Raw genomic sequence first — 26,428 nt, 5'->3', positions numbered from 1 at the left:
CTTTTAGTTCCAAATGGGACATTTTTATTATCAGCATAATAAATTATTTCTTTTGCTACACGGCTTTTTACTAATAATTTTAAAGTTCCAAGCCCACCTACACCACTATCAAAAATTGCTATTTTATTTAGCATTTATATACCTTCTTGCATCTAAATATCTTGTATTCCAATATCTTACATTAAGGCTTTGAATTCTTGTTCCACCTTTTGAAGATAAATGTATAAAATTGTTATTTTCAAGATAAATTCCAACATGTAAGCCAAAAGGTCCATCTGTTCTAAAGAACACTAAATCTCCTGCTTTAAGCTTAGATTTTGAAACTTTTTTACCACCTAATCTTTGCTCTTTTGTGCTTCTACTTAGATTAAATCCATATACTTGTTTATAAATCTCTTGAGTAAAAAAAGAACAATCCGCACCTTTATTTTTATTAGTGCCGCCAAGTCTATAAGGAGTGTATCTCCACTCACTTGAAGAATTTAAAATACGCTCTACAATTTTATTTGTTTGTTGTACTTTTTCTATATCCAATTTAGTATCAAAAATAGCATTAGGAGTAAACATTTGTGCTGGATAATTAGAATAAACATCATCAATTAATACTACACCATTGATTTTATTTTGATAGTTTTCATAGTTATTGTTGGCTATATTTTGTGAACAAGCCACAAAAAATATAGCCAAAATAATCGGCAAAAATATTTGCCTATTTATAATCATAAGCCTACTGCACTTAAGGTTTGATATTTATTCACATACATTTGAGCTTCAATTTTTCTCATTGTATCAAGCGCTACTTGAACAACAATTAAAACTGATGTTCCACCAAAATAAAATGGAACTCCCATAAATTTAGCTAAAAGCCAAGGAAGCGTAGCGATAATTGCTAAATATATTGAGCCACTTAATGTCAAGCGACTTGCAATTTCATTTAAATATAAAGCTGTTCCTTCTCCTGGACGAATACCTGGAATAAAACCACCTTGTTTTTTTAGGTTTTCTGAAATATCTTTTGCATTAAATGCAATTGATGCGTAAAAATATGCAAAAAAGATTACAAAAAAGAATGTAAAAATATGAAATACATAACCATTTGGATTGAAAATATCATTAATTTTCATAATGTATTCATTTGTACTTGATTGTAAAACAGTAGCAGGAAATGTCAAAATTGCACTAGCAAAAATTGGAGGAATTACACCACTTAAATTTAATTTAATAGGAATATAATTCATAATTCTTTTATTTTGATTTTGCATTAAAACTTTTCTACTATAAGAAATTGGAATTCTTCTTTCTCCCAATTCTACATAAATAATAGCACCAATAGCTGCAATAATAACTAAGGCAATACCAATTACTACTAAGAAATTTAATTCACCAGTATTTACAAGGTTAATTGTGCTAGAAATCGCACTAGGAATTCCCGAAACGATACCAGCAAAAATAATTAATGAAATACCATTGCCAATACCTCTTTGAGTAATTTGCTCGCCTAACCACATAAGCAACATAGTTCCAGCTAACATACTAGCAGCGCTTAAAGCTATAAATGTATTAAAATCAATCATAATAGCAGCTTCACCTGTTCTTGAGTGTAAGCTTTGAAGCCCTACTGAAACTCCAACACTTTGAATTAAAGTAATTACAATAGTTGCTACACGAATAATTTGCATATATTTAACCATTCCATCGCGTTCTTTTTTCATACGACCGATATTTGGAAATGTTGCTGCAAGTAATTCCATAATAATTGATGAAGTAATATAAGGCATTATACCTAAAGATATGATTGATAAACGCTCAGCAGCTTTTCCACTAAACATATTAAACATACCTAAAGCATTATTTGTGTTTGATTCAAAAAATTCTTTAATTACATCTACATTTACGCCAGGAACTGGCACGTAAGCCAGTATCCTGTAAGCAAATAAAAGCGCCAATGTTATAAAAATTTTATTGGCAAGATTTTTATTCATTATTTACTTCCGCTAGTTTTAATGTTTTCGTCTTTGATTTTTGCTACTAATGAACTAGCACTTGCGCCAATTAATTTTATTTTCTTAACGCTTGAAGAAAATTTATGAACACTTTTTAAGCTTTCAAAAGTAATTTCTTTTAATTCTTTAATAGCTGTAACTTTTTCAACATTAATTACATAAGGTTTTTCAAACTTAGAAGTAAAACCAACTTTAGGTAATCTTCTTTGAAGTGGTTGCTGACCACCTTCAAAACCTCTTTTTTCATTATAACCTTTTCTAGCTGTTTGACCCTTACCACCTTTTGTAGCAGTTTTTCCCCAGCCAGAACCTTGACCACGGCCTATTCTTTTTGTTTTATGAGTAGAGCCTGCTGCTTTTTGTAAATTTTCAAGTCCCATTTTTTATCCTTTCAACATACTTAAAGCTTTGATTGTAGCTCTTACAACGTTGCCTGGATTTGATGAACCAAGTGATTTTGTAAGAATATCTTTAATACCTGCAAGTTCAATAATTGGACGGCTTGAACCACCTGCGATAACTCCAGTACCTTCGCTAGCAGGTTTTAATAAAATACGGCTTGCATTGTATTTTACTTCAATATCGTGTGGGATTGTTTGGCCACGAAGTTTAACTGAAATGATATTTTTGAACGCATCATCTACTGCTTTTTTAATAGCATCAGGAACTTCTTTAGCTTTACCATAACCAACACCTACAAGGCCATTTTTATTACCTACAATTACAAGTGCTGTAAATCTAAAGCGGCGACCACCTTTAACAACCTTTGTAACTCTACCGATATCAACAATTACTTCTTCAAATTCTTCTCTATTATATTTTTCCATAATTTATCCTTATAGTTTGATACCGTTTTCTCTTAAAGCATCAGCAAAAGCTGCTACAACACCATGGTATAAATAACCATTTCTATCAAAAACTGCTTCTTCAATTTTTGCTGCTTTTAAGCTTTTTGCAAATTCAGCTGCTAATTTCTTAGCACCTTCAATATTTGCTTTAATGCCTAATTTTTTACCATTTACGCTAGCTATTGTGTGAGCTTTTACATCATCAATTGCTTGAACATAAAGCGTTCTATTTGATTTAAAAATAGATACTCTTGGTAAAGTTGCACAACCGCTAATTTTTGCACGAATTCTCTTTTTTCTCTTAATTCTAAGAGATAATTTTCTTTTTAAGATATTTGCTCTCATTATTTATCCCTTACTTCTTAGATGTTTTACCAGCTTTGCGAATAATACGCTCATCTGAATACTTAATACCTTTACCTTTATATGGCTCAGGTGGTCTAAATTCACGAATTTTAGCTGCAACTTGACCTACTACTTGCTTATCAGCACCTGTAATTACGATAGTATTTTTCTCAACTGCTATTTCAATGCCTTCTGGAGCATCAAAAATTACTGGATGTGAGTAACCTAAAGCCATTTCTAAAGTTTTACCTTTCATTGCAGCTTTATATCCAACACCATTTATTTCTAATACTTTTTTAAATCCTTGAGTAAGACCTATTACTATATTATTAGCTAAAGCTCTGTAAGTTCCCCAATAAGCTCTTGAACTTCTATCATCACTTTTTGGAGTGAATACTACTTGATTGTCTTTAACTTCTACATTTACATGGCCTTTAAAATCAAGTTCTTTTTTTACATTTCCTTTAGTAAAACTAAGAACATTACCATCTACTTTAGCTGAAATTCCAGCTGGAATTTCAATTGGTTGTTTTCCTATTCTTGACATATTTTTCCTTTTTATTTGTCTAGGGAAAGCTTAAGCTTTCCGAATGCCATAAAAAGCATTAATTACCAAATAGTGCAAAGTACTTCGCCACCGATGCCTTCTTTATAAGCAACTTCATTGCTAATAACACCTTTGCTTGTACTCACAACTATTGTTCCATAACCGTTTTTAAATCTTTTGATTTCATCTTTACCACGGTAAACTCTACGACCAGGTTTGCTAACACGCTTTATTTCATTAATAACGCTTTTGCCTTTTTCATCATATTTTAAAACTACATTGATGAATTTCTTTTTATCTTCTTCAACAACGCTATAATCTTCAATATAACCTTTCGCTTTAAAAATATCAACAATAGATTCTACAACTTTTGAATGTAGTAATTTTGTTGTATCTAATTTACGAAGTGCTGCATTTCTAATACGAGTTAGTGAATCTGAAATTAAATCGTTAATCATAACTTCTCCTTACCAGCTAGCTTTCTTAAGACCAGGAATTAATCCTTCATTAGCCATTTTTCTTAGGCACACACGGCAAATTCCAAAATCTCTATATACTGAGTGTGGACGACCACAAATTTGGCATCTTGTATAAGCTCTAACTTTAAACTTAGCTGGACGAGCAGCTTTTGCTATCATTGATTTTTTTGCCATATTACTTTCCTTTTGTGAAAGGCACACCGAATAATTCTAATAATCTTAATGCCTCTTTATCGCTATTTGCTGTTGTTACAACATTTATATTCATACCATGGGTTCTTAAAATTTGGTCATATACAACTTCAGGGAACATTAATTGTTCATTTAAACCGAAGCTATAATTTCCACGACCATCAAAACCATCTCTACTTAGGCCTCTAAAGTCTTTAACTCTTGGTAATGCAATAGAAATTAACTTATCTAAAAACGCATACATATTGTCTTTTCTTAAAGTTACCATTACACCAACAGGGAAACCATCTCTTACTTTAAAACCAGCAACTGATTTTTTAGCTTTAGTTACAACTGCTTTTTGTCCTGAAATTAAACTAATTGTATCAACAATGCTTTGTAATACTTTTTGATCTTTAGTAAATTCAGCACCTAAACCAACGCTAATTACAATTTTTTCAATAGCAGGAATTAACATAGGATTTTTAATATCAAATTCTTTAGCAATAGCAGGCTTAATGCTATTAACATATTTTTCTTTTAATCTCATATTATGCCTCCACCTTTGCTACATTTGAAATATCCATAGGCATTTCCTTATTTACAAAACCACCTTGTGGATTTTGCTCGCTTGGTTTAACTGCTTTCTTAGCAATTTTGCAACCTTCAACGATTACTTGATTTTTCTTAGGAAAAACTGCCTTTACAACACCTGTTTTACCTTTATCATCACCTGCGATAATTTTTACATTATCACCTTTTTTAATTTTAAATTTAACAGCCATTATAAAACCTCCGGAGCTAGTGAAACAATTTTCATAAAGCCACCATATCTTACTTCTCTACCAACTGGCCCGAAAATACGAGTTCCAACTGGCTCTCTTTTAGCATCTAAAATAACTGCTGCATTTTCATCAAAACGAATTAATGAGCCATTTTCTCTTTGAACTTCTTTTTTAGTTCTTACGATTACAGCTTTAACTACTTGACCTTTTTTAATTTTACCATTTGGTAAAGCTTTTTTAACAGATGCAACTATAACATCACCTACAGTAGCATATCTTCTCTTGCTACCACCTAATACTTTTATACACATAATTTCTTTTGCGCCGCTATTATCAGCAACTACAAGCCTTGTAAAACTTTGAATCATTACTCAACTCCTGCTGCTAAGATTGTTTTAAGACGAAAAGATTTGCGTTTTGACAATGGTCTGCATTCAATTGCCACAACTGTATCGCCAACATTAGCAGTATTTTTTTCATCATGAACTAAATATTTTTTAAAGCGTTTTACAATCTTTCTATATCTTGGGTGAACAACTTTACGCTCAACTAGAACGCTAACTGTTTTATCACCTGATTTTGCAACGATTACGCCTTGTATTTCTCTTTTAAAACTCATAATTAGCCCCTTATTTCATAGCTGATATTGCAGTATTGATTTTAGCAATATCTTTTCTTACTACGCGAAGCTCATTTGTATTTGTAAGCTGCATCGTTTTAAGCTTTTGTTTTAGTGTAAATAAAAGCACCTTTTTCTCTTTTAACATAGCATTTAATTCTTCTGCTGTTTTATCTTTTAGCTCAGTATATTTCATTTTCACTCTCTCTTGTAACGAACTTAGTTTTAAATGGTAATTTACTCATAGCAAGTGCAAGAGCTTCTCTAGCCATATCTTCACTAACGCCTGTCATTTCAAAAAGAATTCTGCCTGGTTGAATATTCATTACCCATTCTTCAACACTACCTTTACCTTTACCCATCCTTGTTTCAAGTGGTTTTTTAGTTAAAGGTTTATCTGGGAATACTCTTATCCATGATTTACCTTGTCTTTTAACATGACGAGTTAGAGCAATACGAGCTGCTTCAATTTGGCGTGAATTAACTCTACCACCCTCAGTAGCTTTTAAAGCATAATCACCTAGAGCAAGTTTTGTGCCACGGCAAGCATAGCCACGATTGCGGCCTTTCATCATTTTTCTAAATTTTGTTCTTTTTGGCATCAACATAATTATTTACCTCTTCTGGTTCTTCTTGTCTTCTTTGCTGCTGGCTCTTCAGTTTTATCAGCTTGAACACCTTTATGTAATACCTCACCTTTGAATATCCATACTTTAATACCTATGTTTCCATAAGTTGTATGAGCTTCAGCAAAACCATAATCAATTTTTGCTCTTAAAGTATGTAAAGGCACACGACCTTCAAGATACCACTCTGTTCTAGCCATTTCAGCACCACCTAAACGACCTGCAACGCTAACTTTAATACCTTTTGCTCCTGCTTTTTGTGCATTTTGAATAACTTTTTTCATAGCACGGCGGAAAGCAACACGCTTTTCAAGTTGAGTTGCAACACTTTCTGCTGCTAATTGAGCTGATGCATTAGCACGACGCTCTTCTTTAATATTAAGATTTACTTCTTTATTGATAATTTTTTGTAGTTTTGTTTTAATTACTTCAACATCACTACCTTTTTTACCAATGATAATTCCAGGACGAGCTGCAACTACAGTAACTCTTAATTTCTTAGCAGTTCTTTCTATTATTATTTGACTAACGCCTGCATAGTATAGCTCTTTTTTAAGAAAAGCACGGATTTTATAATCTTCGCCTATGCTTTGTGCTAAACTAGCTTTAGCTGGAAACCATCTTGATTCCCAATTTCTATTAATTCCTAGTCTAAGACCGATCGGATTTACTTTTTGTCCCATTTTAGCTTTCCTTACTTTCAGTTTTTGCTCTGCTTACTTCAACCATAATATGAGCAGTTGGTTTTCTAATGCGACTTGCACTACCTCTTGCTCTTGGTCTAATTCTTTTTAGAACTGCACCTGCATCAACACGGCATGAACTTACTACAACTTCACTTGGCTCATATCCACCATTTGCAACAGCACTTGAAATTGCATTAGAAATGTATTTTGCTGCTTTATTTGGCATAAATTTTAAACTAGCCATTGCTAATTCAGCATTCATTCCTTGAACTTCTCTTGCTAACAATCTTGCCTTAGTTGGTGATAGTCTTATGAATTTAATTAATGCTTTACTCATCTACTACCCCTTATTTTCCAATTTTCTTCTGCACAGAACCTTTGTGGCCTTTAAATGTGCGAGTTGGTGCAAATTCACCTAATTTATAACCTATGTGATTTTCAGTTACATATACTGGAATAAAGCTTTTACCATTATGAACGTTAAAAGTAAGACCGATCATATCAGGAGTTATAGTGCTTCTTCTTGACCAAGTTTTAATTGGTTTATTATCGTTAGCTTTTTTTGCTGCGATAACTTTTTTCATAACATGAGAATCAACAAAAGGACCTTTTTTTAATGATCTAGCCATCTTATTTTCCTTTTCTTCTTGATATTATTAGCTTATCGCTAGCCTTTTTACGGCGAGTCTTAGCACCTTTAGTTGGTTTACCCCAAGGTGTAACTGGGTGACGACCTGAGTTCTTTTTACCCTCACCACCACCATGTGGGTGATCTACTGGGTTCATTGCACTACCACGAGTTTGTGGGCGAATACCTCTATGTCTATTGCGTCCTGCTTTACCGATTGTAACGTTAGCCCAATCTTCATTACCAACTTCACCAATACTAGCCATACATTCAGCTAATACTCTTCTCATTTCACCTGATTGTAAGCGAACGATTACATATTTTTCTTCTTTACCCATTAATTGAGCAAAAGAACCTGCTGAACGAATCATTTGTCCACCTTTACCTGGTTTTAACTCAAGGTTATGGATAATTGTACCTACAGGAATTGATTTTAATTTCATAGCATTTCCTGGTTTAATATCTAAACCTTCAGCAGCTGAACAAACAATGTCATTTACTGCTAAACCACGAGGTTGGATAATATATCTTTTTTCACCATCTTTATAAGCAATTAATGCAATACGGCAATTTCTGTATGGGTCATACTCAATAGCTTCTACACGACCTTCAATTCCAAATTTATTTCTTTTGAAATCAATGATACGATATAGTTTTTTAGCACCTGCTTCTTTATGGCGACTTGTTATTCTTCCGTTGTTATTTCTACCTGCTGCAGCTGGAAGTTTTACAAGTAATGAGCGAACACTAGCTTTTGCTGTAATATCATCGCTACTTACACCTGTAATATATCTTCTGCTTGGGGTATATGGTTTATAAGTTTTAATAGCCATCTTAGCCTTCCTTATTCTCTAAACTAGCACCCTCAGGTAGCTTTACATAAAACTTTTTAAAGTCACTTCTTTGGCCTTCAATTCCTCTAAATCTTTTAACTTTTCCATCCATTCTTAATGAATTTATTTTTAAAGGAACGATACCAAAATATTCTCTTAACACTTGCTTTAGACCATTTTTTGTCATTTTAGGGCTAGCTTGAATAACTACTACGCCACTTTCTTGAAGGCCTAAAGTTTTTTCTGTATAAACTATATTTTTTATATCTGTGATATCAGCCATCTTAGCCCTCTCTCGTAATTGATGCTAAAGCATCTTTTTCAATAATAACTGAGTTAAATATACTTAATAAATAAGCATTTACTTCAGTAATATCAACAACATAACAATTTGCAAGATTTCTAAATGCTAATAAAGTTTTTTCATCTAATAATGATTTAACTATTAAAGCATCTTTAACACCTATTTTATTAATCATAGCTCTTGCATCTTTTGTTTTACCACTTTCAATAACTATATTATCTACTGCAAATATTGCGTTTGCATTTGCTTTATCAGCTAAAGCTCTTTCAAATGCTAATCTTTTTTGCTTTTTATTTACTTTTTGAAAATAGTTTCTATTATTTGTTGGACCAAATGCAACTGCACCACCTACCCATACGTTAGTTCTAGTTGAACCTGCACGAGCACCGCCACGACCTTTTTGTCTCCATGGTTTTTTACCACCACCGCTAACATCACTTCTACCTTTAGTATGAGCTGTATTTGCTCTCATGCTAGCTTGATATGATTTTACATATAAATAAAGGTTATGAGGATTTACTTCAGCGTATCTTGCTGGTAAATCAAGCTCGCTAGCTTTTTCAAATTTATCGTTTAATACGCATACTTTCATTTTACAATCCTTACTTTACCCATTGCACCATTATAACCTGCAACGCTACCTTTTAATACTAAAACACCATTTTCAGCGTCAAATGAAACAACTTCATTTTTAACAGTAACTAATTCATTACCAAAATGACCCGCCATTTTGCGTCCTTTTTGAACACGACCTGGCCACTCGCGGTTACCTATAGAACCTGAGCGTCTGTGAAAACGGCTACCATGACTTGCTGGACCACCTGCAAATCCGTGTCTTTTAATAACACCTGCAAAACCTCTACCTTTTGAATTAAAGCTTACTTTTAAAACTTTTGCTTCAGCTAAAGGTGTAGTGTCAATGTCACCTGCTTCTTTATTTGCTACTTCTAAACTAGCAAATTTGTTAAACTCTGCACTTAGGCTGTATTTTTTTTGCTGACCTGCTATGCACTTGTTTTGATGTTTACCTTGTGCGTAAGCAACGATAGCTTTACCATCTTTAAGTTCGCAAACTTTTGTTTTTACTAACTTAAGTAATGTTACAGGAGTGCTAGATGTGTTAATTGTTCTACTCATTCCGATTTTTTCAACAATATATTCCATACTCTATCCTTACTTGCCCATTGCACGAACTTCAACATTAACTTCTGGTGCCAAATCAAGCTTTGTTAAGCTATCAACGGTGTCAGTAGTAGCAGCCAAAATATCAATCATACGAGCGTGAATTCTCATTTCAAATTGTTCTCTTGAATCTTTATTGATGTGCGGAGATCTTAAAACGGTATAACGCTTTATTTTTGTAGGCATTGGCACTGGACCTCTAATTTCAGCACCAGTTCTCTTAACGGCTTCAACAATTGCCGCAACTGTACGATCTAGAACCCTATGGTCATAAGCTTTTAACTTTAACCTAATTCTTTCCATAATTTTTCCTTTTAAAAGAACTCGTTGGCATTTAAGCCAACCCATTAAAGAACATGTGATAAGTATCACAAAAACTAAAATAGGTTCGCAAGTGTATTTAATATAAGTTTATTTGTCAAGAAAAAATATAAAATTCTACATATTTTTATCTTTTTTAAAGAGATAATAAATATAATTTAATTTATTTTATCTTATTTCTTATATAAATATATTTAAAAATTTACATTTTTTTAAGTTTTAAAATTATAAAATTAAATAATTTTTTTAATTTTATATTAAGGTAAAATATGCTTGAGTTATTTTATGCTTTATTTTCAGGTATTTGTTTAATTTGTTGTGGTGTTTTAATGTATATGAAATTGTCTAAAGAAGAAAAACAATGAATATTATAAGCCTGCTTGTTTTAATTTCTTTTATCTTATTTTTAATCTTGTCTTATTTTCTTTCAAAAAGAACTAAAAATTTAGATGACTTTTTTGTTGCAGGAAGAAATGCTAATACTATATTTTTAACAGGTACTGTTTTTGCAAGTATGTTATCTACAAATGGTTTTATGGGTGATTGTGCTTGGGTATATGATGGCCACTTTATATCATTAATGGTGATAAATACTATGTGTGCTTGTGGTTATATCTTAGGCTCTTTATTTTTTGGAAGATATCTAAGAACAAGCAAAGTAAAAACTCTACCTGAATTTTTCTATTTAGTATTTAAAGAACATAAACTTGCAAAATATCTAAGAATGTGTTCGGCTTTTGTAGTTTGTTTTAGTATGTTTGCTTATCTTGTTTCAGTTATGCAAGGTGTTAGTATTTTATTAGAAAGTTTAACTGATTTTAGCAAAACTACAAGCTTAATTGCAGGTTTTATTATAATTTTAGCCTTTGTAAGCCTTAGTGGCTCAAATGGAGCAATTATTAGTGATACTCTTATGTGCGTTATGTTTTTAAGTGTTACTATAATTGCAGCATTTTATGTTTTTAATACTATTGAAAATCCTTTTATAGCAATGAAACAACTTGCTCAATCACGGCCAGAAACATTAAAAGCTCCAAATGAATTACCTTATGTAGTAACTATGGGAATTATCTGGTGTATAACTATAGCTATTTCTCCTTGGCAAGCAGGTAGAAATTTAATGGCTAAAAATGAACATGTGATTTTTAGAACGAGCGTATTATCAGCAATTTTAACAGTATATTTTCTAGGAATTTTATACCTATTAGTAATAGTTATTAAATATAGTGGAATTAATATTAATACCAGTGAAAAAGTAGTAATTATTTCTGCTTTAGAACAAATGCCTCCTATTTTAGGTGCAATGCTAATAACTGGTATAGTTCAAGCAGGAATTAGCTCTGCTATGACATTTTTAGCTGTTATTGGTTTTAGTTTTAGTGAAGATATTATAGGACAAATAAGCAAAAAAGAAAAAACTGATAAACAAAAACTTATATTGTGCAGAATAATTATATTAAGCGTATGCGTTTTATGTTTTATAATTAATACTTTTGAATTAGCAAGTATTAGAATAATTGCTTGGTTTGCAAGCACTATAATAGCAGCTAGTTGGATAGTAAGCGTTATTGGTATTTTATATATCAAAAACTATGGAATAAAATCAGCCCTAGCATCTCAAATCAGTGGATTTTTAACTTATATAATTGTTAGATTTTTAAGCGAACTAAACTTAATTACATATGAAGCATTTTTTTGCTCTATATTGTCTAGTTTAATCTTTGGAATTATGTTTTTAGAAAAAAATTCTAATAAAAATTTAAATTTTATGTCTATTAAATTAGAAACAAACGAATACAAAAAAACTAAATTATATGCCATATTATTAATATTTTCAGGCGTTTTATTATCTTCGTTATTGCTTAAATATTATTCTTCATTATTTAATTAAATATTTATATCAATATATCTTTAAGTTTCAAACAAGGAAAAAAATATATAATTAAAAAACTTATATTTAAAATTTAATATTTTAAATTAAGATTAAATTAAAAAAGGAGATTTTATGAATATTTTAGTTTGCACTAAAATTGTTTTAGATGAAGAAGAATTAAAATTTTCAAATGGTGAATTAAATCAAACTTCTAATTTAAAAATTTCTAACTTTGATTTAAGCGCAATTGAATGTGCTTTATCAATTAAAGAAAAAAATGCTGATTGCAAAATCATAGGAGTTTATGCTGGCGAAAGTCTAAATTCAAAACTTAGTAAAGATTTATTAAGCCGTGGCTTAGATGAGTTAATCAATTTAAAAGGCGTTGCAGTTGATAGCATAAGTGCAGCAAATGCAGTTTGTGAATATGCAAAAAGCATTGATGCAAAAATTATAATCGCTGGTTCAAATTCTTCTGATTTATTTCAAGGAATATTTTCACCTTTTCTAGCTGCAAAATTAGATGCTGCATATGCAGGTAATGTAAGTGCTATTAATGCAGTTTCAAATATTGTAGATTTAAACACTAGTGATTCTTTAAACGAAAGTCATCTTAATTTAGATTTACCTGCAGTGCTTAGCGTAAATCCTGAATACTATGAAGCAAAAATACCTGGTATGAAAGCTATCTTACAAGCTGCTAAAAAACCTTGCAGTGAAGTTGCTGCTAGTAATAATGTGTCGAAAATTACTACATTAAAAATAGAAGCTCCAAAATCAAAAGATAGAGCAAAACAAATATTTGAATTAAAAGACTTTGAGAATTTCAAATCGGAATTTGAAAAATTATTATAAGGAGCAAGATATGAAAATTTATGTATTTACAAACGAAATTGATACCTTAAAAAAGATTAATAATTTAGGTATTATTGACACTCACTATTGCACTGAAAATATACAAAGCATTGCTGAAAATCAAATTAAGTTTAATATTGCTAATGGTGCTAGCATTAATGATTGTGCAAAAAGCATTGCTGAAGATTTAAAAAATCAAGATGTATTATTTATCACCTCATCAGCTAATAAAGATTTAGCAGCTTTAGTTGCAGGATATTTAGACGCTCCTATTGTTAGTGATGTATCAACTATAGATTTAAGCAATGGGGTAAAAACTACTAATATTGTTTATGGTGGTGCTGCTATTAGAACAAGTGAACTTACAGGAAATGAAAAAATAATCTCTTTAAGCACAAACTACGCGGCAAATGAAAATGAAATAACTTTGAAAGATGTAAATACTGCAACAAAAGAAATATCGGCTAATGAAGTAAAAGTTTTAAGTGTTAATAAAAAAGTAAATAACGATGTAGATTTAAGCAAGGCAAAAATTATTGTTGCAGTTGGTCGTGGCTTTGCTCAAAAAGAAGATTTAAATTTAGCATATAAATTAGCTGAAAAATTAGGCGCGCAAATTGCATGCTCAAGACCTATTGCAGAAACTGAAAAATGGATAGACAAATCTCGCTATATAGGTATTAGTGCAAACATTATTGCACCTGATTTATATATTGCTATAGGTATTAGTGGACAAGTTCAACATTTAGTAGGTTGTGTAAATTCTAAAAAAATTGTAGTTATTAACAAAGATGACAAAGCACCATTCTTTGAATCTGCAGATTTAGGAATTGTTGGTGACTTAAAAGAAGTTTTAAATAACTTATCAAAAGTATTAATTTAAAGGAGTATTTATGGTTTATTTTGAAAATAAAGGTTTAAAGTGTGAATTAAACGATGGAATTTTAATTATGAAAATTAATCGTGAAAATAAAGCAAATGCACTAAATCACGAAACAAGTTATGCTATGGAAGATGTTTTAAATCGTGCAGAGCTTGATAAAGATGTAAGAGTTATCATAATAACAGGTGCTGGTTCAAAAGCCTTTTGTGCTGGAGAAGATTTAAGTGAACTTAGTGGAAGTGGCGAGTGTGCTACAGTTACACCGCATGGCTTTGGAGGTATTACAAATCGCCTTAGCAAAAAGCCAATTATAGCTGCTGTAAATGGCTTTGCAGTAGGTGGTGGCATGGAAATAGCTATGAGTTGTGATTTAATAATTGCATCAGAAAATGCTAAATTTGGCTTAACTGAAGTTAAAGTTGGACTTATTGCATCAACTGGTGGTCTTGTAAGACTTGCAAGAGATATCCCTACAAAACTTGCAATGGAAATGATGCTAACAGGTCGTGTAATTAAAGCCGACGAAGCTTTAAAATATAATCTTATTAACAAGATAGTTCCACAAGATGAGCTCATGAATGAAGTTTTAGAATTAGCTAAAACAATTACAAAAAATGCTCCATTATCGCTTGAATTTTCAAAAATGATTTTTCATAGAGCAAAACAAATGAGCCTTGAAGATGCAACTGCATATTGTGATATAGCATATCGTTTTATAGAAAAAACAGCTGATGGAATTGAAGGACCTAAAGCCTTTATTGAAAAGCGTGAACCTGTTTGGCAAGGAAAATAATCATGGTAGAAAAAAGAGGAATAGAACCTAAAGTATTTTTTCCATCACTTTTTGTAGTGATTCTTTTAGGTTGGTGGGTTATAAGTGATTTAGATGCTGCTAATGCAACTATAAATAAAACCTTTGATTTTGTTACTCAAAAGTTTGGTTTTTTATTTGAATGGTATATGGTAGCAATGTTGGCTGGATTTTTTTGGCTAGTGTTTGGACCTTTAAGTAAAAGAAAGTTAGGAGATGGCGATCCTGAATACAGCACTATATCTTGGATATTTATGATGTTTGCAAGTTGCACTAGTGCAGCTATTATTTATTGGGCTGTTTTAGAGGTTTATTACTACTCTATTTCTATGCCATTTGGATACGAAAAAATGAGTTATGAAGCTATGGATATGGGGCTTCCATATTCTATGTTTCATTGGGGGCCTTTACCTTGGGCTTCTTATGCACTTTTAACAATTGCATTTGGTTATTTTATGTTTGTTAAAAAAATGGATACTATTCGCCCATCAGGAACATTAGCACCAGCAATAGGAGAAAAATTAGCTAATGGTTGGCTAGGAACTATAATTGATAATGTTTATGTAGTTTGCTTAATTCTAGCAATGGGAACTTCACTAGGTCTTGCAACCCCTATTGTAACTGAATGTATGCAATGGTTATTTGGAATAGAACACACTTTAATGCTAGATGCAACAATAGTTTCATGCTGGGTAGTATTTAATGCTATTTGTGTGGCTCTTGGTATTTCTAAAGGTATTAAAATTGCTAGCGATATTAGAACATATTTGATGATTATTATGCTTGGATATGTGTTTATATTAGGCTCTACTACATTTATGCTTAATTATTTTACCGATAGTATTGGTATATTTATTACAAACTTTGCAAAAATGATATTTTACACAGATGGTATTCGTAGCAATGGTTTCCCACAAGCTTGGACAGTGTTTTATTGGTGTTGGTATATAGTTTATGGAATTTCAATGAGTATTTTCTTAGCTCGTATTAGTAAAGGTAGAACAATAGGACAACTTTGTATAGGAATTGTTGCTGGAATTAGTGCTTCAACTTGGATTATGTGGGGTATTTTAGGTGGAAACACAATGCATTTAATGGTAACAAAAGGCCTTGATATCCCTGCAGTTATTGAAAAATCTGGCGCTTTTAGGGCTGTAATTGAAACTTGGGCAACACTTCCTATGCCTACTGTTTGTATTTTTGGCTTCTTTATTTTTGCATTCATTGCAACTATTACTTTAATCAACGGATGTGCATATACTCTAGCAATGAGTACTTGCAAAGGTGTAAAAGAAGATGAAGAACCACCTCTATTTATAAGAATAGGTTGGAGTATTTTAGTAGGAGTTGTAGGTGTTACGTTGCTTGCATTAGGAGGATTAAAACCTATACAAACAGCAATTATAGTTGGGGGTTGCCCTTTATTTTTCGTAAATATTTTAATCATTTATGCATTCTTAAAAGATGCTAAAAAAATGAATTGGTTTTAAAAATTATTAAAGGATAAAAATTATGGATTTTAAATTAAACGAAGAGCAAGAATTATTCGTAGCAGGCATTAAAGAATATATGACTAGTAGAAACTGGGAAAGCTATTTTGCAGAGTGTGATGAAAAACATGAATATCCTATTGAATGGGTTAAAGGGTTAGCAGAACTTGGAGTTGATACCATGCTTTTAGATGAAGAACATGGTGGAATGGGTGCAAGTATGGTAACACTAACAGCTATTTGGGAAGAATTAGGTCGTCATGGAGCACCTACTTATGTATTATATCAACTTCCAGGATTTGGTACTATCTTAAGATATGGAACACAAGAACAAATTGATAAAATATTTGCATTCCGTGGAACAGGCAAGCAAATGTTTAATAGTGCTATTACAGAACCTATGGCAGGAAGCGATGTTGGAAGTCTTAAAACAACTTATATAAGAAAAGATGGCAAAATTTATTTAAACGGACAAAAATGCTTTATTACAAGTTCATTACATACTCCTTATTTAATAGTAATGGCAAGAGATGGATCAAGTGAAAAGTCTATTTATTCTGAATTTTTTGTTGATATGAGCAAGACTGGTATCAAAGTGACTCCACTTGATAAACTAGGTCTTAGAATGGATAGTTGTTGTGAAATTACATTTAACAATGTAGAACTTGAAGAAAAAGACTTCTTTGGAAAAGAAGGAGAAGGGTTTAATAGAGTTAAAGAAGAATTTGATGCTGAAAGATTTTTAGTTGCTTGCACAAATTACGGCGTAGCTTTATGTGCTTTTGAAGATGCTTGCAAATATGCTAATGTTAGAGTTCAATTTGGTGAAGCTATCGGGAGAACTCAATTAATTCAAGAAAAAGTAGCTTTCATGGCAATGAAACTTAATTCTATGAAAAATATGATTTATGAATGTGCTTGGAAAATGGATGAGGGAATTGCTAATTCAGGAGATAGTGCAATGTGTAAATATTATTGTGCTAATGAAGCATTTAGCGTAATTGATACAGCTGTACAAATTCTTGGTGGAATTGGTGTTACAGGTCATAGGGTAGGAAGATTTTGGAGAGATTTAAGAATAGATAGATTAAGTGGTGGTAGTGATGAAATGCAAATCCTTACACTTGGTCGTGCAATATTAAAACAATATAGATAAAGGAGTTTAAAATGAATACACCTAAATTTGGTCCATTAAGTGGAGTAAGAGTAGTTTTCTCAGCTATTGAAATAGCTGGGCCATTTGCAGCACAAACTTTAGCAGAATGGGGAGCTGAAGTTATTTGGATTGAACATAGCAAATACACTGATACTATTAGGGTTCAACCAAATTATCCTGAACTTAGTAGAAGAAATTTATATGCTTTAAGTCTTAATATTTTTAGCGAAGAAGGCAAAGAAATTTTTTATGATTTAATAAAAACAGCTGACATTTTTATTGAAGCTAGCAAAGGCCCTGCATTTGCTAATAAAGGTATAACAGATGAAGTTTTATGGTCTTACAAAAAAGATTTAGTAATTGCACATTTAAGTGGTTTTGGTCAATTTGGTGATGATTATCACACAAATTTAGCAGCTTATAACACAATAGCTCAAGCATTTTCAGGATACCTAATACAAAATGGAGACATCAACCAACCAATGCCAGCATTCCCTTACACGGCTGATTATATGGTAGGTCTTACGGCAGCAGCATCTTGTTTAGCGGCTTTACATAAAGCAAAAGCAACAGGCGTTGGAGAAAGCATAGATGTTTGTATGTATGAAGTAATGCTTAGGGTTGGGCAATATTATATGATGGATTACTTTAATGGAGGAGAAATGTGTCCTAGAATGATTAAAGGAAAAGATCCACTTTATGCAGGTTGCGGATTATATAAATGTGCTGATGGTTATATTGTATTTGAAGTAGTTGGTGGATATCAAGTAAGTGAAATTTTTAAAGATTTAGGTATAGGAGAATTAATAGGCACTGAAGAATATCCAGAAGGTATTCAGCTAATATCAAGAAAAACTAGTAAAGCTACTTTATTTGAAGAAAAACTTGATGAATATTTTGGCAAATTAAATGTAAAAGATGCGCTTGATTATTTAAAGAGTAAAAAAATTGCAGGCGCAAAAGTTCTTGAAGTTAGTGAATTAGAAAGTAATTCTCAATATATTGCAAGAAATAGCATTATCACTTGGGAAAACGAAACAGGAAAAACTATTAAAGGTCCAAATATTATGCCAAGATTTAAAAATAATCCTTGTAAAGTATGGAGATCAATGCCTAGTTATGGAAAAGATACAAAAGATATTTTAAGTAGTATTGGTGTTAGTAAAGAAAAAATTAATAAACTAGCAGAAGAAAAGATTATTAATTGCGGTAAATAAAAATGCAAATAGTAAGCGAAAAAAACTTAGCTCATTTTTTAGAGCTAAAAGCAAAAAATGCTAAAGTAGATGATTCTACTTTAGCATTTTCTTTAAAAAGCCTTTGTTTTGTTTATGATAAATGCGAGGCTAACTATGAAAATGCTTATCTTGATAATTATGAAAATTTTGATGAGTATTTTATCAATAATGCAAAATTAGTTAATGGTTATTTTCAAGTTGGAGATTTTATAAAAGCAGTGAATTATAAACAATTAAATGCTTTAGCAAACCAGTGTGCTAATTATTTTAAAGAACTAGGGTTAAAACAAGGAGATAAACTAGGGCTTATGATCTATAACTCTTTTGAGTTTGCAATTATCTTTTTTGCTAGCTTTAAGCTAGGCTTAGTTTTAGTTCCTATAAATGCTTTATTTGCATATGATGATGCAAAATATGTAATAGATAAAACTAAGCTACAATATATTATATTAGAAAAGGAATTTCAAAAAAATTTTAAATTTAATATTAATACAATAATTAAAGAAAAATTATTAGAAAATATCAAAAATAAATCAAAAGAATTTGAAACAAATATTATAAATTGTGATGATTTAGCAATAATATTATTTACTTCAGGGACTACAAGCAAACCAAAAGGCTGCAAATTGACTCACTATAATTTACTTTATGCAAGTCATTTTACTTCAGCTCAAATAGGTTTAAGGTGTCAAGATATTTTTGCTACTTCTATGCCAAATTGGCATATAGATTTACTCACAACTGCATTTATGCCAAGTCTTAGAGCCAATACTAGATTTATTTTACTCAATAGATTTTCTGCTAGAAGATTTTGGCAACAATTGGTATTTTTTAAAGCAAATGTTAGTGAAGTTGTTCCAAAAATGATAGAAATAATAAAATTACAAAAACCATTTTTTAGAGAAGATAAGCACAACCTAAGATTTTTATTATATTTTCTAAATATGAGCAATAAAAAATATCTTGAATTTAAAGCTAGATTTAAAACTGATCTCTTTACTAGCTATGGACTTAGTGAAAGCATAGTTGGTATTATTGGAGATAATCACTATGAAGAATTTAAATTCGGAAGTTTAGGTAAGGTTTATTTTGGTGTAGATGTAATTATTGCAAATAAAAAAGATAACAAACTAATACCATTAAAAGCTAATGAAATAGGTGAAATTTGTATAAAAGCAAGAATGGGTAAAGAAATTTTTGCAGGTTATTATGAAGATGAAAAAGCTAATAATGAAGCTTTTTGCGATGGTTATTTTCTAACTAAAGATTTAGGCTTTTATGATGAAGAAGGTTTCTTTTATTTTTATTCAAGAAACAAAGATTTAATTAAAATAAATGGAGAAAATGTAAGCGCTATTGAATTAGAAAATAAACTATGTGAACATGAGGCTATTAAAAACGCTTGTATTATAGCTGCATGTGATGACATTAGCTGTGATTTAATTATTGCTATTGTTGAACTAAATAATAATGAAGGTATTAGTTACAAACAAGATTCAAAAGATTTAATGAGTGCTATCTTAGATGAGAACTTAAAAAAGCTTAAAAAAGACATATTAAAAATTAACAATACTCTTACAAGTTTCAAAAGAATTAGAGATATTGTTTTTGTAAAAAATTTACCTTACAACCACATAGGTAAAGTTTGTAAAAATATTTTAGGAGAAGTTTATGGAAGAATTTGATGTGATTGTAGTGGGTGGTGGTATAAGTGGGCTTATTTGTGCTTATATACTAGCCCAAAAAGAATTAAGCGTAGTTTTATTTGAACGTGCAGATATAGGGACTAAAAATGTTTCTGGCGGAAGGCTTTATGCTCATACACTAAGAGACATTAAAGGATTAGAAGATTTTGACAGTGCTTGTGAAAGAGCTATTATTTGCGAAAAATTAGGCTTTATGGATGACGAAAGTACTTTTATGATAGAAAGTAGAACTATACTTAGCGATGATAAATTTTCAAACTCTTATAGTGTGTTACAAAATAAATTTTTAAATTATCTTTCTAATAAATGCGAAGAATTAGGAGTTATGATTGCTAGCAATGTTTTAGTAGATGATTTGTTAATTAGGTTAGAAAATGGTGAAATAACTAAATCAAGTTCATTAAATAGAACATTAAGGAACAATGAGAGCGTAATAGGTGTTAAAGCTGGTGAAGATGAAATGAATGCAAAATATGTGGTTTTAGCTGAAGGATTAAATTCTCTTCTTTCACAAAGCATTGATTTGCATGCAAGTAATGATGGCAACAATAGTTTTATAGGCAAAAACTATGCATTAGGAATAAAAGAAGTGATTGAGCTTCCTGTTAGCTCAAGATTTGCTTTAAATGATAAAGAAGGATTAGCAGCACTTTACGCAGGAAAAGCTAGTGATTATTTAATGGGTGGTGGATTTTTATATACTAATGAAAATACTATTTCTCTTGGTTGTGTTATAGGACTTGGAAGAAATATGAATAAAAAAAGCCATGAAATATTTGAAAATTTCAAAAATCATCCAAGCATTGCTCCACTTATTAAAGATGGAAAAACTTTAGAATATAGTGCAAAATTAGTTCCTGAAGGTGGATTTAATGCGATAAGTAAATTAGGGGCTAATGGTGTTTTAGTAATAGGAGATGCTGCTGGTTTTTGTATGAATCTTGGCTACACCGTACGTGGAATGGATTTGGCAATTATGTCAGCAAAAAATGCTGCTCTTGCTATATCAACAGCCATTAATGATAATAAAAATGCTTTAGAAACTTATAAAGCTAACTTAGAAAAAGAAGGATCTTTTTTAGATTTCAAACAATTTAATCAAATAGGAGAATTCTTAGAGAATAACGAAAGAATGTTTAATGACTATCCAAAAGAATTAAATATTTTAATGAAAAGTCTATTTAAAATAGATGGCAAAAGCGAACCTATAAAAGCAAAAGTTATAAGGCTTATAAAATCAATCGGGGTTATCAATTTAATCAAAGATATATGGAAAGGAAGCAAAGTATTATGAATATTGATGAAAAATTAGGATTAAATAAATTTAATATTGATGAAGAAAATGCTCATATCATAATAAATGATATAGATAGCTCATTGGCAAAAGCATTATGCGATATTTGTCCTGCAAATTTATATAAATTAGAAGAAGATGTTCTAAAATTTGATTATGCTGGTTGCCTTGAATGCGGAACTTGTAAAATGGTATCTTGCATATATGCAAACCAAAAAAATGAAATAACAAGTACAATGGCAAGTGCAAATAACTGCGGAAAATTACTAAAACAATGGAAAGTTCCTAATGCAAGTTTTGGTGTAATATATAGATATGGATAAGTTTATAACTTATCCTTCTTCTTGAATAAATTCTGGAGTTGGTATATCTAAACTTTGTATAAGCTTATTTAATTCTTCATCCATATTACTTTCATAATAAGCCCAAGTTCCAACTCTTTTTACTTTTAACAAATTAGCTTCTTTTAATATTTTTAAATGCCTTGAGATTCTTGATTGACTCATATCAAACGACCTGCACATATCACAAACACATAAAGGTCCATTTTTGATTAAAAAAGCAGTAAGTGCTATTCTAGTCTCATCGTTAAGTGCTGAAATTCTTTTTAATAATTCTGTCATTTATTCTCCATATATATTTAATTAAATATATCATTATATATAATTTTTACTTTCAAATTGATTAAACTTATCTTATTATTAAAATTTTTATAATTATTGTATAAAATAGGAAACTTAATTCCTATTTTAAATTCCTAGACTATTTTATTATCTTGTAATAGTTTTTTAAATTCTTCTTTTAAAAATGGTTCTATTTCTTTATATGTTAAACGAACTTTTATATATCCACTAGCGTATGAAAATAATTCATAAGGACTATATGAAAATACTATTCCTAAATTATCAAAATAAAAATTATTTAATTCTAAAGGACTAAAAAATTTATTATCTTTTTCTGGATGTTTAGTTGTATTTTGAAAATCTCTTATTTTTTTAGATATTTTTTCTTTTAACCTATCTGTATCTTTAAAAGCTTCGTTTGATGAAATAATTTTGCCTGTTTTATCTAAAATTGCATATTTTTTAAAATGTAAAGGATGGGCACCTTTATTGTCTTCTACTAAACTAAAACTTATACTCGTTAAATCATTCTTAGCAAATATTACATCTTCTAATATTTCTAAAGTTCCAAAATGAGTTAAGCTTTGAGCAAAAAATTCATTTAAATTAAGTTCTTCTTTATTGTTTCCAGATAAATATCTAATCTTAAAATTACCATCGCTTGTGCCGATACTAATACTATCATATTTAACCCCAATTGATTTTGAAGCCTCATAATCTATATTATTTGTTATCGTATCATTACATGCAAAACATACATTATCTTGCATTATATTCATACCGCTAACAAACTCAACTTTATCTTTATGGTCGTTAATTGTAAAATATGCAGTTTTATCTTTATCTATCATTAAAAACCCAGCAGAATTTAAACTAAGTGCCAAAATACTTGAAATTAATACTTTTTTCATTTTATACTCCTTAAATAAAAATAGTATTTTATCCTAAGTTAATAACACTTAAAAATTTTAATTAATTTTGTTTCACGTGGAACAAAATATTTTAGTCTAAATAAAATTAATAATATTTATTGAATTATTTATTTAATAACATATAATTGGTTCAATAGGTATATTTAATTTTCAATCAAAAATTTTATTAGCACAAAATAAGCTTGTTATTTTATTTCTATAAATAAAAATTTGTCTTCTAATTAGATAAAGTATTAGAACAATTGTTCTTTTGTAGCATTTACTATTTTTTGTATCTTATTTAATTTTTTTACAAATTCTTCTTTATGCGTTATCTTAGTTTTACAAGTTATTGTAAAACTAAATATTTTGTAATCTAATTAGTGAGTTAAGTTGAACCTATAGTTTATAATTTTATATATAAACTTCCAAGTGTGTTTAAGATTATTGATAGTTACAATGTTATTTATTTTAAATTACTAACACTTGTACAATTATAGATAGATTACAATAACTTATGTTCTATAAATCTAAAATATAATAAAAGTAAAGTTTAATTAACATTATAAAAATAACTAAGAAAATAACAAATATAATTAAATCTTGTTAGTTATTTAAAAAATCTATAAATATCAATATAATATATTAAATTGTTTTTAAGATATAATCTTGCTAATTATATCCTAAAATAATTTAATTTTCATTGACAACCTTCGCATTCAATGCTTCTATCAACAGGTTTATTATCTAGATGTTCGCTTGCTGGACTTTCACTTCTTAGATAATAACAAGATTTAAGTCCTAGTGAGTGAGCTAATGTATAAATACTATTTAAATACCCACCACTTGCTTTGTCAAGACTAACAAATATATTTAAGCTTTGTCCTTGGTCTATCCATTTTTGGCGAATTGCAGCAGCACGAACTAAATCTCTTTGGTCAAGCTCATAAGCTGTAACATAATATTGCCAGGTATCAAGACTTAGATTTGGTACAACATTAGGTATCATTCCACTTAAGTTTTGTTCAAACCATTTTCTTTTATATACAGGTTCAATTGTTTGAGTAGTTCCAACTAGAATTGATATACTAGAAGTTGGAGCTATTGCCATTAAATAGCCATTTCTCATACCTTGTTTACTAACTTTCTTTCTTAAATCATTCCAATCACAATTTGATTGATTAAATAAATTATCTCCTAGTGTTAGCATTTTTGCATTATCGTTAGCGACATCAATAGGGAAAATTCCCTTACTCCAATTACTTCCTTCATATTCAGGATATACACCTTTTTCAACTGCTAAATCACTACTTGCACTTATAGCTTCATAAGATATATTTTCCATAATTTTATCAATTAATTCAAAGTGGTCGTTAGTTCCAAACATTATTCCCTTTTCTGCTAACATTTGTGCTTCACCCATAACACCTAAACCTATTGCACGAGATTTAAGGTTAGTGTTTTTTACTTTTGCGTGTGGATAAAAATTAAGTTCAATTACATTATCAAGCATTCTAATTGCTATTGGAACTACTCTTTTAATATCTTCTATACTATTAATTTTACTTAAATTTATACTAGCTAGATTACAAACTGCGGTTCTTCCTTCATCATATTCTTTTTCTACTATATAAACTTTTTTACCATTTAAAGTATCAAGGCTACTTAATTTTTTTGCAGTTTTTACTTGTGAATTATCAAGAGTTAAAATATCATTTTCTTCATAAATCTTTATACTACCATCTTCAAAAGTAGCTTTTATTTTATAATGATTTGGGTCTGTATTTTGAAAAATTTCTGTGCATAAATTAGAACTTCTAATAAGACCTGAATGAGAATTTGGATTAGCTTTATTAGCATTATCTTTAAAGCATAAAAACGGCATTCCACTTTCAAAATAATTTGTTAAAATCTTTTTCCAAAGCTCTTTTGCATCCATTACTTCTTTTACTATATTTTCATCTTTTTCAAGTCTTTCATACTCTAATTCAAATTCTTTTCCGTATAAATCACAAAGTTGTGGAGTATCAAATGGGTCAAATAAAGTCCATTTTCCATTTTCAGCAATTCTTTTCATAAATAAATCATTTATCCATAAAGCAGGGAATAATTCGTGAGCTCTTCTTCTTTCTTCTCCGCTATTTTTTCTAAGGTCAATAAAATCACAAACATCCATATGCCAAGGCTCAATATAAACAGATATTGCACCTTTTCTTGTGCCTAATTGATCAACCGCTACAGCAATGTCATTTGTGATTTTTAAAAATGGAATAATTCCACCAGCTGCATTTTTATGTCCGTCTATACTACCACCCATAGCACGAACCTTACTCCAATCCCAGCCTATTCCACCGCCAAATTTAGATAATAAAGCCATTTCTTTATAAGAATCAAAAATACCTTCTATATTATCAGGGGTTGAGCCGATATAACACGAACTTAATTGGTGTCTTGTTGTTCTTGCGTTACTTAAAGTTGGAGTTGCACACATAACTTCAAATTTGCTTATTAAATCATAAAATTTCTTAGCCCATTCTTGCCTATTTAATTCGTTTTGAGCTAAAAACATAGCTATTGCCATAAACATATGTTGTGGTAATTCAATAGGATTACCTTTGCTATCTTTAATTAAATATCTATCATAAAGGGTTTTAATACCTAAGTAAGTAAATTGTAAATCTCTTTCAGGTTTGATATAAGAATTTAAATCATCTAAGTCATATTTTTCTTTAAGACCTAAAAATAATCTTCCTGCTTTTTCTCCACGCTCAAAATATTCTCTTAAATGCACATATTCTTTTTGTGGATTAACTTTGTGATATAAATCATATAAAAATAATCTCGCAGCTACAAAAGTCCAATTAGGTCTATCTATATCTATTTTATCAACTGCTGTTTTTATTAAAGTGTTTTGTATTTCTTCAGAAGTTATCATATCTCTAAATTGTATTTTAGCATCAACTTCTAGCTCACTTTGGCTTACATTATCAAGCCCTTCAGTTGCTAAAGTTGTATATTTTTTAATTTTAGATATGTCTAATTCTTCTACTCTACCTGTTCTTTTTACTACCTTCATGATTGATTATTTTTCCTTTGTGAATTTTAAAAAAGAATGTATTATAATAAGTAGATATATAATAAAGGTTAAAAAGAGTGGGATATTTATATAAAAAATTTTTTACTACAGAAAATAAAAAAGCTTATCAATTAG

At 30.1% G+C, this 26,428-nt stretch carries 35 protein-coding genes; 10 read left to right on the top strand and 25 right to left on the bottom strand.

The window, feature by feature from the left end:
* Positions 1 to 123 precede the first annotated feature (123 nt).
* From AVBRAN9331_RS07610 to rpsJ, 22 genes are all read right to left on the bottom strand, one after another.
* On the bottom strand, positions 124 to 723 hold the full coding sequence (locus AVBRAN9331_RS07610; RefSeq protein ID WP_214150166.1) for an NlpC/P60 family protein: 600 nt from the start codon (positions 721 to 723) through the stop codon (positions 124 to 126).
* Positions 720 to 1,982, bottom strand: a complete 1,263-nt coding sequence (secY, locus tag AVBRAN9331_RS07605; protein ID WP_214116056.1) for a preprotein translocase subunit SecY — start codon at positions 1,980 to 1,982, stop codon at positions 720 to 722. The genes AVBRAN9331_RS07610 and secY overlap by 4 nt, the downstream gene beginning before the upstream one ends.
* Positions 1,982 to 2,383, bottom strand: coding sequence for a 50S ribosomal protein L15 (gene rplO, locus AVBRAN9331_RS07600; RefSeq protein WP_214116065.1), 402 nt, complete (start codon positions 2,381 to 2,383; stop codon positions 1,982 to 1,984). Before rplO ends, secY begins: the two co-directional genes overlap by 1 nt.
* 3 nt (positions 2,384 to 2,386) lie before the next feature.
* Positions 2,387 to 2,830, bottom strand: a complete 444-nt coding sequence (gene rpsE / locus AVBRAN9331_RS07595) for a 30S ribosomal protein S5 (RefSeq protein ID WP_214116067.1) — start codon at positions 2,828 to 2,830, stop codon at positions 2,387 to 2,389.
* Between the two features lie 9 nt (positions 2,831 to 2,839).
* A complete protein-coding gene (gene rplR, locus AVBRAN9331_RS07590; RefSeq protein ID WP_214116069.1) occupies positions 2,840 to 3,196 on the bottom strand; it encodes a 50S ribosomal protein L18 in 357 nt (118 codons plus the stop codon).
* A gap of 10 nt (positions 3,197 to 3,206) precedes the next feature.
* On the bottom strand, positions 3,207 to 3,743 hold the full coding sequence (gene rplF, locus AVBRAN9331_RS07585) for a 50S ribosomal protein L6 (protein ID WP_214116071.1): 537 nt from the start codon (positions 3,741 to 3,743) through the stop codon (positions 3,207 to 3,209).
* A 62-nt stretch (positions 3,744 to 3,805) separates the two neighbouring features.
* Positions 3,806 to 4,201, bottom strand: a complete 396-nt coding sequence (gene rpsH / locus AVBRAN9331_RS07580) for a 30S ribosomal protein S8 (RefSeq protein ID WP_214116073.1) — start codon at positions 4,199 to 4,201, stop codon at positions 3,806 to 3,808.
* Between the two features lie 9 nt (positions 4,202 to 4,210).
* Positions 4,211 to 4,396, bottom strand: a complete 186-nt coding sequence (locus AVBRAN9331_RS07575) for a type Z 30S ribosomal protein S14 (RefSeq protein ID WP_172234194.1) — start codon at positions 4,394 to 4,396, stop codon at positions 4,211 to 4,213.
* A gap of 1 nt (position 4,397) precedes the next feature.
* Positions 4,398 to 4,943, bottom strand: coding sequence for a 50S ribosomal protein L5 (rplE, locus tag AVBRAN9331_RS07570; protein ID WP_214116075.1), 546 nt, complete (start codon positions 4,941 to 4,943; stop codon positions 4,398 to 4,400).
* Between the two features lies 1 nt (position 4,944).
* Positions 4,945 to 5,178, bottom strand: a complete 234-nt coding sequence (rplX, locus tag AVBRAN9331_RS07565; protein ID WP_214116077.1) for a 50S ribosomal protein L24 — start codon at positions 5,176 to 5,178, stop codon at positions 4,945 to 4,947.
* Complete coding sequence (rplN, locus tag AVBRAN9331_RS07560; RefSeq protein WP_214116086.1) at positions 5,178 to 5,546, bottom strand: 50S ribosomal protein L14; 369 nt, start codon at positions 5,544 to 5,546, stop codon at positions 5,178 to 5,180. The genes rplX and rplN overlap by 1 nt, the downstream gene beginning before the upstream one ends.
* Positions 5,546 to 5,797 (bottom strand): 30S ribosomal protein S17, encoded by a 252-nt coding sequence (gene rpsQ / locus AVBRAN9331_RS07555; RefSeq protein WP_214116088.1) that lies wholly within the window; start codon positions 5,795 to 5,797, stop codon positions 5,546 to 5,548. Before rpsQ ends, rplN begins: the two co-directional genes overlap by 1 nt.
* A 10-nt stretch (positions 5,798 to 5,807) precedes the next feature.
* Complete coding sequence (gene rpmC, locus AVBRAN9331_RS07550) at positions 5,808 to 5,993, bottom strand: 50S ribosomal protein L29 (protein WP_214116089.1); 186 nt, start codon at positions 5,991 to 5,993, stop codon at positions 5,808 to 5,810.
* Positions 5,980 to 6,405 carry a 50S ribosomal protein L16 gene (rplP, locus tag AVBRAN9331_RS07545; RefSeq protein WP_214116091.1) on the bottom strand — a complete coding sequence of 142 codons (426 nt, stop codon included), beginning with the start codon at positions 6,403 to 6,405 and terminating at the stop codon, positions 5,980 to 5,982. Before rplP ends, rpmC begins: the two co-directional genes overlap by 14 nt.
* A gap of 2 nt (positions 6,406 to 6,407) precedes the next feature.
* Positions 6,408 to 7,106, bottom strand: a complete 699-nt coding sequence (gene rpsC / locus AVBRAN9331_RS07540; protein WP_214116093.1) for a 30S ribosomal protein S3 — start codon at positions 7,104 to 7,106, stop codon at positions 6,408 to 6,410.
* A gap of 1 nt (position 7,107) precedes the next feature.
* Entirely contained in the window at positions 7,108 to 7,446 is a 339-nt protein-coding gene (rplV, locus tag AVBRAN9331_RS07535) for a 50S ribosomal protein L22 (RefSeq protein WP_214116095.1), read from the bottom strand.
* A gap of 10 nt (positions 7,447 to 7,456) precedes the next feature.
* A complete protein-coding gene (gene rpsS, locus AVBRAN9331_RS07530) occupies positions 7,457 to 7,738 on the bottom strand; it encodes a 30S ribosomal protein S19 (RefSeq protein WP_214116097.1) in 282 nt (93 codons plus the stop codon).
* A 1-nt stretch (position 7,739) separates the two neighbouring features.
* Positions 7,740 to 8,570: a 50S ribosomal protein L2 gene (gene rplB / locus AVBRAN9331_RS07525; protein ID WP_214116098.1), complete on the bottom strand. Its 831-nt coding sequence runs from the start codon at positions 8,568 to 8,570 to the stop codon at positions 7,740 to 7,742.
* A gap of 1 nt (position 8,571) precedes the next feature.
* On the bottom strand, positions 8,572 to 8,853 hold the full coding sequence (locus AVBRAN9331_RS07520; RefSeq protein ID WP_214116101.1) for a 50S ribosomal protein L23: 282 nt from the start codon (positions 8,851 to 8,853) through the stop codon (positions 8,572 to 8,574).
* Between the two features lies 1 nt (position 8,854).
* On the bottom strand, positions 8,855 to 9,466 hold the full coding sequence (gene rplD, locus AVBRAN9331_RS07515; protein WP_336612733.1) for a 50S ribosomal protein L4: 612 nt from the start codon (positions 9,464 to 9,466) through the stop codon (positions 8,855 to 8,857).
* Complete coding sequence (gene rplC, locus AVBRAN9331_RS07510) at positions 9,463 to 10,038, bottom strand: 50S ribosomal protein L3 (protein ID WP_214116105.1); 576 nt, start codon at positions 10,036 to 10,038, stop codon at positions 9,463 to 9,465. The genes rplD and rplC overlap by 4 nt, the downstream gene beginning before the upstream one ends.
* Before the next feature lie 9 nt (positions 10,039 to 10,047).
* Entirely contained in the window at positions 10,048 to 10,359 is a 312-nt protein-coding gene (rpsJ, locus tag AVBRAN9331_RS07505; protein WP_214116107.1) for a 30S ribosomal protein S10, read from the bottom strand.
* A gap of 379 nt (positions 10,360 to 10,738) precedes the next feature.
* Here rpsJ and AVBRAN9331_RS07500 point away from each other — a divergent pair, with 379 nt between their 5' ends.
* The 10 genes from AVBRAN9331_RS07500 (at position 10,739) to AVBRAN9331_RS07455 (ending at position 22,006) form a co-directional block, all read left to right on the top strand.
* Positions 10,739 to 12,268 (top strand): sodium:solute symporter family protein, encoded by a 1,530-nt coding sequence (locus AVBRAN9331_RS07500; protein ID WP_336612732.1) that lies wholly within the window; start codon positions 10,739 to 10,741, stop codon positions 12,266 to 12,268.
* Between the two features lie 114 nt (positions 12,269 to 12,382).
* Positions 12,383 to 13,105: a hypothetical protein gene (locus AVBRAN9331_RS07495; RefSeq protein ID WP_336612731.1), complete on the top strand. Its 723-nt coding sequence runs from the start codon at positions 12,383 to 12,385 to the stop codon at positions 13,103 to 13,105.
* A gap of 10 nt (positions 13,106 to 13,115) precedes the next feature.
* Entirely contained in the window at positions 13,116 to 13,988 is an 873-nt protein-coding gene (locus tag AVBRAN9331_RS07490) for an electron transfer flavoprotein subunit alpha/FixB family protein (protein WP_336612730.1), read from the top strand.
* 10 nt (positions 13,989 to 13,998) lie between these two features.
* Positions 13,999 to 14,781, top strand: a complete 783-nt coding sequence (locus tag AVBRAN9331_RS07485; RefSeq protein ID WP_336612729.1) for an enoyl-CoA hydratase-related protein — start codon at positions 13,999 to 14,001, stop codon at positions 14,779 to 14,781.
* Positions 14,782 to 14,783: 2 nt separating this feature from the next.
* Positions 14,784 to 16,289, top strand: coding sequence for an L-carnitine/gamma-butyrobetaine antiporter (gene caiT, locus AVBRAN9331_RS07480; protein ID WP_214116125.1), 1,506 nt, complete (start codon positions 14,784 to 14,786; stop codon positions 16,287 to 16,289).
* A 22-nt stretch (positions 16,290 to 16,311) separates the two neighbouring features.
* Complete coding sequence (caiA, locus tag AVBRAN9331_RS07475; RefSeq protein ID WP_336612728.1) at positions 16,312 to 17,445, top strand: crotonobetainyl-CoA dehydrogenase; 1,134 nt, start codon at positions 16,312 to 16,314, stop codon at positions 17,443 to 17,445.
* Between the two features lie 11 nt (positions 17,446 to 17,456).
* Positions 17,457 to 18,662, top strand: coding sequence for an L-carnitine CoA-transferase (gene caiB, locus AVBRAN9331_RS07470; RefSeq protein ID WP_336612727.1), 1,206 nt, complete (start codon positions 17,457 to 17,459; stop codon positions 18,660 to 18,662).
* Between the two features lie 2 nt (positions 18,663 to 18,664).
* The gene (locus AVBRAN9331_RS07465; protein WP_336612726.1) at positions 18,665 to 20,368 is read left to right on the top strand and encodes an AMP-binding protein; all 1,704 of its coding nucleotides are present in this window, start codon (positions 18,665 to 18,667) and stop codon (positions 20,366 to 20,368) included.
* Positions 20,355 to 21,683 carry an FAD-dependent oxidoreductase gene (locus AVBRAN9331_RS07460; protein WP_336612725.1) on the top strand — a complete coding sequence of 443 codons (1,329 nt, stop codon included), beginning with the start codon at positions 20,355 to 20,357 and terminating at the stop codon, positions 21,681 to 21,683. The genes AVBRAN9331_RS07465 and AVBRAN9331_RS07460 overlap by 14 nt, the downstream gene beginning before the upstream one ends.
* Positions 21,680 to 22,006, top strand: a complete 327-nt coding sequence (locus tag AVBRAN9331_RS07455; RefSeq protein ID WP_214116137.1) for a ferredoxin family protein — start codon at positions 21,680 to 21,682, stop codon at positions 22,004 to 22,006. The genes AVBRAN9331_RS07460 and AVBRAN9331_RS07455 overlap by 4 nt, the downstream gene beginning before the upstream one ends.
* Before the next feature lie 9 nt (positions 22,007 to 22,015).
* On the opposite strand, the gene AVBRAN9331_RS07450 is transcribed toward AVBRAN9331_RS07455, so the two are convergent.
* The 3 genes from AVBRAN9331_RS07450 to AVBRAN9331_RS07440 all read right to left on the bottom strand — a co-directional run bounded on the left by AVBRAN9331_RS07450 (position 22,016) and on the right by AVBRAN9331_RS07440 (position 26,293).
* The gene (locus AVBRAN9331_RS07450) at positions 22,016 to 22,306 is read right to left on the bottom strand and encodes an ArsR/SmtB family transcription factor (protein ID WP_214116139.1); all 291 of its coding nucleotides are present in this window, start codon (positions 22,304 to 22,306) and stop codon (positions 22,016 to 22,018) included.
* A gap of 134 nt (positions 22,307 to 22,440) precedes the next feature.
* On the bottom strand, positions 22,441 to 23,217 hold the full coding sequence (locus AVBRAN9331_RS07445; protein WP_336612724.1) for an RsiV family protein: 777 nt from the start codon (positions 23,215 to 23,217) through the stop codon (positions 22,441 to 22,443).
* 700 nt (positions 23,218 to 23,917) lie between these two features.
* Positions 23,918 to 26,293, bottom strand: coding sequence for a ribonucleoside-diphosphate reductase subunit alpha (locus AVBRAN9331_RS07440; protein ID WP_214116143.1), 2,376 nt, complete (start codon positions 26,291 to 26,293; stop codon positions 23,918 to 23,920).
* Positions 26,294 to 26,428 lie beyond the last annotated feature (135 nt).

This window comes from Campylobacter sp. RM9331, from assembly GCF_020137685.1.
Lineage (GTDB): Bacteria > Campylobacterota > Campylobacteria > Campylobacterales > Campylobacteraceae > Campylobacter_E.
Note: the sequence above shows the minus strand (reverse complement) of the source record. Positions and strands in the feature narration are given on the sequence as shown.